The 6088-nt window shown below is 52.7% G+C and carries 6 protein-coding genes; 2 read left to right on the top strand and 4 right to left on the bottom strand.

Translation table 11 applies throughout. The annotated features are described in order from the left end of the window. The 3 genes from KMP13_RS01855 to KMP13_RS01845 form a co-directional block, all read right to left on the bottom strand. On the bottom strand, positions 1-203 hold a 203-nt coding region (locus KMP13_RS01855; protein WP_215263783.1), incomplete at its 3' end, for a transposase. 55 nt (positions 204-258) lie between these two features. Then, complete coding sequence (locus KMP13_RS01850) at positions 259-615, bottom strand: hypothetical protein (protein ID WP_215263782.1); 357 nt, start codon at positions 613-615, stop codon at positions 259-261. A gap of 2 nt (positions 616-617) precedes the next feature. Further along, entirely contained in the window at positions 618-1097 is a 480-nt protein-coding gene (locus KMP13_RS01845) for a hypothetical protein (RefSeq protein WP_215263781.1), read from the bottom strand. Between the two features lie 625 nt (positions 1098-1722). Here KMP13_RS01845 and KMP13_RS01840 point away from each other — a divergent pair. Further along, a complete protein-coding gene (locus KMP13_RS01840; RefSeq protein ID WP_215263780.1) occupies positions 1723-2946 on the top strand; it encodes an ABC transporter substrate-binding protein in 1224 nt (407 codons plus the stop codon). Continuing rightward, positions 2936-5530 carry a putative bifunctional diguanylate cyclase/phosphodiesterase gene (locus KMP13_RS01835; RefSeq protein WP_215263779.1) on the top strand — a complete coding sequence of 865 codons (2595 nt, stop codon included), beginning with the start codon at positions 2936-2938 and terminating at the stop codon, positions 5528-5530. Before KMP13_RS01840 ends, KMP13_RS01835 begins: the two co-directional genes overlap by 11 nt. A gap of 76 nt (positions 5531-5606) precedes the next feature. Here the strand turns inward: KMP13_RS01835 and cynS are convergent, their stop codons facing one another. Then, positions 5607-6077, bottom strand: coding sequence for a cyanase (gene cynS, locus KMP13_RS01830; RefSeq protein WP_251363640.1), 471 nt, complete (start codon positions 6075-6077; stop codon positions 5607-5609). Positions 6078-6088 lie beyond the last annotated feature (11 nt).

Here is a 6088-nt window from a genome sequence, read left to right as displayed (position 1 = left end):
AAGTTCGTTAGTTTACCGTTCTCGTCCTCCAGCGAACGCAGTCGCTTCGCGTCAGACGGTTCCATACCACCGTACTTTGATTTGTATTTGTAGAACGTCGCTGTGCTAATCCCATGCCGCCGACATACATCTGCGGTCTTCTCGCCAGCTTCCTGTTCTTTGATCATCGCAATGATCTGCTCATCCGTGAATCGTGCCTTCATTTGTCCGTCCTTTTGTTGGGCGGACTCTACACTAATCTGGAGGAGTTTTAGGGGCTCAGGTCACATCTAACTTTTGCAAATCTTGTTTACGTTTAATCTCGGCATTCATCTCACCAATAGCAGTAAATTCAATAAACCTGCAGTCTTCGACATTTGGTCGATAAATTTTTGCTTGTTGATCCAACTGTGCCACCACGGCGGGATCTGTCCGTGTACCTAGGCGATGCTTCACAACGTCGAAATAGTAGGCGAAAGCCCCTTGGTCTTGTACCCAACCCTTTTGAATACATTGGGGAATAGAGTAATACGTAAGCAAATATGAATTTGTCTTATGCGTATCGTAAGGTGGAATAGTACAGGCGGAGAGTGTGGCCAAGGCTACCGCGCCGGCGATACTGGTAATGATCTTCATTCTTACTGTCCCAAATACACTTTTTGTACACAATCTAACATTTCTGCAAAAGCGCCTCTGAACCCTGACAAGGACACCCGAAATTTAAAGGGATTGCTTGCAGAAGCGTAGTGTATGAAAGTATGCCCAGAAACCATGCCCTCTATGAGACGTTCCAGGTTCGGTTGTTCATTATTATAAGCTGGGCTTATCAAGAGTTTGTCGTTGTAAAACGCTGAAAAAGAATATTCCTTACCATCTACCATAAAGACAGTAGCAGCTTCCCGTTGGTAGAAGTTTGCTCTTTTGTCATATCTCACAATGGTAGTGCTTCCATCGCGGTTGAAGTGGAAAGATACGGTTGAATGCTCATCGGCTGTGGAAATCGTGCAAACTTTTCCTAGACCGGATATATCTTCCAAGCTGGTAACCCAAGGCGCGGCCGCTGTTGCTACAGGAATAAACCAACATGTTACGATCGCCGTACACACTTTTAAATTCACTACTTCAATGTCCCTAATCTTACATCTCACGGTGCTGCTTCAAACCAGTTTGCTTCCCAAGACCTAACTGGTCTGCAAGCTCCGCGTCCAGTGTATTACGAGAGCATGCACAACGTCAGGTTTATCGGGACAAGGTGTCGTTGTGAAGGTCTTCTCAGAAGTATTCTCCCGAGTTGTCCTTGTAGAAGTGGGCATCTTCGAGAGCACGCTGATGTTTGAGACGTTCAGTTTTGCGAGTGGTTTCCCGAGTGATGTCCAGTTGGGCACGAGTACGGTAGTCTGCAGCGTAGGCTGCGCCAGTATACCCATCACGGAACCCGAAGGATAAGCCCGTCCGGGGAAAGGGGAAGCCTGCCCAGCAACGGATTTGTGCAACAAAGCCCATGTATGCGCTCCATTTTCGTTTTTCCAAAGTTGGATGGGGGGGAGTTGGCCGCTTGACAAGACACGCGACCTCTTCACGCAGGGACTGGAACGGCGATCAAGCGTGCAGGTAAAGCGGCGCGAATCGCTATTTATATTCTAAAATAAATATTCGAAACAACCCTAGGTATTGTTCATGTATGTATTCACCGCGCCTTAGCTTTTGTGGCGCAGACCTTTGGGGACAACTGAAGGATGACCCATGTTTGCGAAATTTGTGACATTTGCGGTAATCGGCGTATTCGCCTGGATGGTCCCTCCGGCAAAAGCGGCGGAAGAGGGGGTGGAATTCTATATCGCTGCGGATTTTTTAATTAGTGCCGCGGCGGCGCAGTCCATTGAGCTGGGTGTACAGACCGCTCTTGATGAAGTGGGGAACGCCCTTGCAGGAGAACCGGTGCGCCTGATCCGCATGGACCATCGATCCAATGTAAAACGTGCTGGGCGCACCTACCAAACATACGTCAAAAGCGACCGCGCGCTGGCGATCATTGGGGGGAAACAATCGCCTCCTTATTTGGCGCATAAGGAATACATAAATTCCAATGGTGTTTTGAAGTTGCTGCCCTGGTCCGCTGCCGGTCCGGTTACGCGTGGAAACGACGGGCTGGAGAACTGGGTCTTCCGGCTATCCGTTGATGACGCGCAATCGGGCAAGTTCTTTGTCGAACAGGCGATCGAGAAGGACGGCTGCGCGCGGGTTGCATTTTTCTTGTTGAACACAGGATGGGTCAGAGCCAATCAGAAATCTCTTACAGCGGCTTTGGCTGAACGAGGCATGAAGTCAACGGCCACGGAATTCTTTTCATCGTCGATCGGAGAAGCGACCGCCGTGAGCCTTGCGGCGCGGACAAAACGGTCGCAGGCAGATTGCGCTGTTATGTTGTCCAACTGGGTAGATGGTGCACTGATCCTCAATACGCTCCACCGCGCTGACTTGGATATTCGCATCTATAGCCACTGGGGTATTATTGGGCGCGCGTTTACGGAACATGTCAGTGATGAAAGCCGCCGCGCACTACACCTCAAGGTTCTGCAAACCTGCGCCTTGCGGCAGGAACGGGCCGGAAATCCGATTCTGGAACAGGCGCTTCACCGTGTCTCCCCGGAAAAAGCCGCGCTCAAAGACCTGCGTGCTGCGACGGGATTTGTGCATGGCTATGACCTGACCCGGGTCTTGGTTGCGGCCATCGAACAAGCCGCGCCTGACGACGATTGGAAGTCTGCCGATATCACTCAGAAACGCGCCTTGGTGCGCAATGCGCTTGAGCGCATTGAACAACCCGTTGCCGGTATTCTGAATACCTACGATCCGCCCTTCCACCCGTTTGAGCCTGGTGCGGTGAACGCCTATGAGGCGCTGGGACAACAAGATCTTTGTTTTGCGCAGTTTAGCTCGGAAGGGCAGTTAGAAGATGCTGGTTGATACTTTGTTTTCCCGTGTGGCCAATTCGAAAGTCGTCTTACTACGGTTTTGGGGGCTGCTGCTGGTCGTCTTTGTTCTGGCTGTCAGTTCATCGGCGGTCGCTTTTTGGATGACGGCAACGCCGTTCCTGGAAAAGGAACGCGAAGGGGTCATCACCTCCCAGGCCACCCGTGATGTCCATAGTCTCGAAGCGAAACTGGAACGGTTCCGCGTTCTCCTCGAATTTGTCAGCCATGCACCGCCGATTGTTGATGCCGTCATGGGATATGTGGACAGCACCGATGCCATTCAGGAATTCGTCGGTCGCCTGAAGCTGCCCAGCGAAGTTTCCTGGGTCCGAATTTACGATGCATTTGGCGAAGAGTTGGTCGAATTCAACTTTGACACAGAAGCGCAAAATCCACTTGTTGGGGCGCCGCTGGTAGACTTGGTGCAGAACACCAATGAAGAGGTTGAGGGATTTGAGCGCCATGTGGTATTTGCTCGGGACGATGCCGGCGCACATATCGCAATGGCCTCTCCGGTGTTGTTTCAAGGGTTCACCGAAGGGGTCGTCGTTGTCGGCATGCGCATCGACGCGGATGCTTTGTTCCCTGCGAATGAGATTGCAAAAGACACCTATATCGCAAAAAGCAGCGCAATCAGTGCCGGGATCACCAACGTCCCAGAGGATGCGATCGTTGTACCGCTGTCGGCCACTGACCTTTCCGTTGTCTTGTTGCCGGATACCGAGGTCATCGAGGCTGCCGGCAGTGAATTGTTAACCAGGACCGTCGGTGCACTGTCGCTTGTGTTGATCATTGCCTTTGCGCTTTTTGCGGCACTGGGTCGGGCCGTTCTGGTCGAACCGCATCGGCGCTTGGAGCAACAGAAGAAGTCATTGGCAGAGCTGGCAGCTGTCGCAAAGCGCGCGAACGATGCCTTTCTGGTGACCGATTCAGCTGGACGTATAGTTTGGACCAATCCTGCGTTTGAAAAGCTGTCTGGTTACTCCGGCAAAGAAGCCCAAGGCCAAAAACCCGGTGCCTTGTTGCAAGGGTCCGACACCAATGCAGATACGGTCGAAGAGATCCGCACGGCCATTCGCCATCGCCGCCCGATCAAGACCGAAATTTTGAACTACAACAAAGACGGTGGAACATATTGGGTGTCCCTGGGGATCTCGCCGCTCAGGAATGAGCAGGGTGAATTCTACGGGTTTATGGCGATTTCTCACGACGTCACCCATGAGCGCGCCCAACGCGAAGCAATTCTGAGCGCAAAGCGCGAGATCGAACATCAGGCTTTGCACGACTCACTGACTGCGCTGCCAAACCGTCGGGCGCTGGACATCGCGCTGCAAAGTCGCAGCCAGGACCCGCGCGCAGATGCAACAGTTGTGCGCATCGATCTTGACCATTTTAAATATGTAAACGATACTTTGGGTCACGCTGCGGGCGACTTCGTCCTGTGTGAAGTTGCCAATATTTTGCGAGAAGAAACCAAATCCGAGGATCTGCCGGCGCGCGTTGGCGGGGATGAATTTGTGATTCTTTTGGGGGCCGGTAAAACATCCGAGGACGGGCGTGTGGTGGCCGAACGCATGTTGGAGCGGATCCAGCAACCCAAGCAGTTCGAGAAAAAGACCATTCGGGTTGGTGCGAGTTTTGGTGTCGCCAGCACGTTGGACGGTCTGGTTCCGATAGGGCAATTGATCGTCGGTGCAGACGCCGCACTTTATGAGGCCAAGGACAACGGCCGCAACACGGTGTGCCTCTATACGCCACAACTCCATCACACAGTGCAGGGACGACGCTCGCTTGCGTTGGAAATTCGTCGTGCCATCGTGAACGAAGAATTTGTGCCCTTCTACCAACCGCAATTCGACGCCAAAACGCATGAGATTGTCGGCGTTGAAACCCTAGTCCGCTGGCGCTCACCTGAATTGGGTTTGATGGCGCCGAATGCATTTTTGCCGATCGCCGAACAGCTCTCTGCTGTGGATGAGATTGACGCGTTGATTTTCCGAAAGGCGACGCGTGAGATCAGTGAATTGCGGCAGCAAGGCATTATCATTCCAAAGCTTTCCTTCAATGTAACCGCGCAACGTGTGCAGAACCCTGACATGTTCTTGGATCTCCCGAAGTCGTCAGAGACCGGCTATCAAATCGCATTCGAGGTCTTGGAATCTGTCCTGGTAGAAGAACAATCCGACCTGTTCAATTTCAGCATCGACCGGCTGCGGGATATGGGGATTTCGATTGAAATTGATGACTTTGGCTCAGGCCATGCCTCGATTGTGGGTCTGATGCATCTGCGGCCGGATGTTATGAAAATTGACCAGCAACTTGTGCTGCCTTTGACCAAGTCCGAGACCATCCGTGGCCTGTTGAAGCAAATCGTTGGCATGGCCGATCTGATGGGGCTCAAGGTCACGGCAGAGGGTGTTGAGACGATGGAGCATGCGCGCATTTTGACCAAGCTTGGCTGTGACACATTGCAAGGTTTTGCATTTGCCAAACCGCAAAGCGTCGAAGATTTGCGGGTGTTCGCAAAGGACTGGCAGCCTGAGCAAAGCGCCTTGCTGCGCAGCTCTACCGGGTAAATCTCCGCGCGGTCCAACGATTAAAAAAGGGAGCGCCGCGGCGCTCCTTGTCGTTTGATACCGGCGCCGCGCGATCTTACCAGCTGTTGTAAGACAGGTATTTGCCGGACATTTCCACTTTGACCCGGTCGCCTTTTGGGTGTGGCACTTTGGTGATGGACATGTCGAAATCAATCGCCGACATGATCCCGTCGCCAAATTTCTCGTGGATCAACGCTTTGATCGTTGGGCCATAAACGCCGACGATTTCATACAGGCGATAGATGCAGGGGTCGGTTGGAACGGTCTGCTCCCACATTTTGGTGGGGCTTTCCTCCAGAACCGAGGCCGCTTCTTGAGGCAAGCCCAACGTGGACACCAAAAGCGCTGCTTTTTCTGCGGGCATTGCGTTCATGCCCACGGCGGCGGAATGGGTCCACACTGGGGACATGTCGATCTTTTCGGCGATCTCTTCCCACGTCAGCCCGGCCTGTTTTTTGGCGGACAAGATCATGACGGTGACGTCTTCTTTGCTCAGCATGACGGGTACCTCTATGCTGTCTTTCATGGATTTTCTCC

Source organism: Epibacterium ulvae, assembly GCF_018678075.1.
GTDB lineage: Bacteria > Pseudomonadota > Alphaproteobacteria > Rhodobacterales > Rhodobacteraceae > Epibacterium > Epibacterium ulvae_A.
This window is presented reverse-complemented; position numbering and strand designations above follow the sequence as displayed.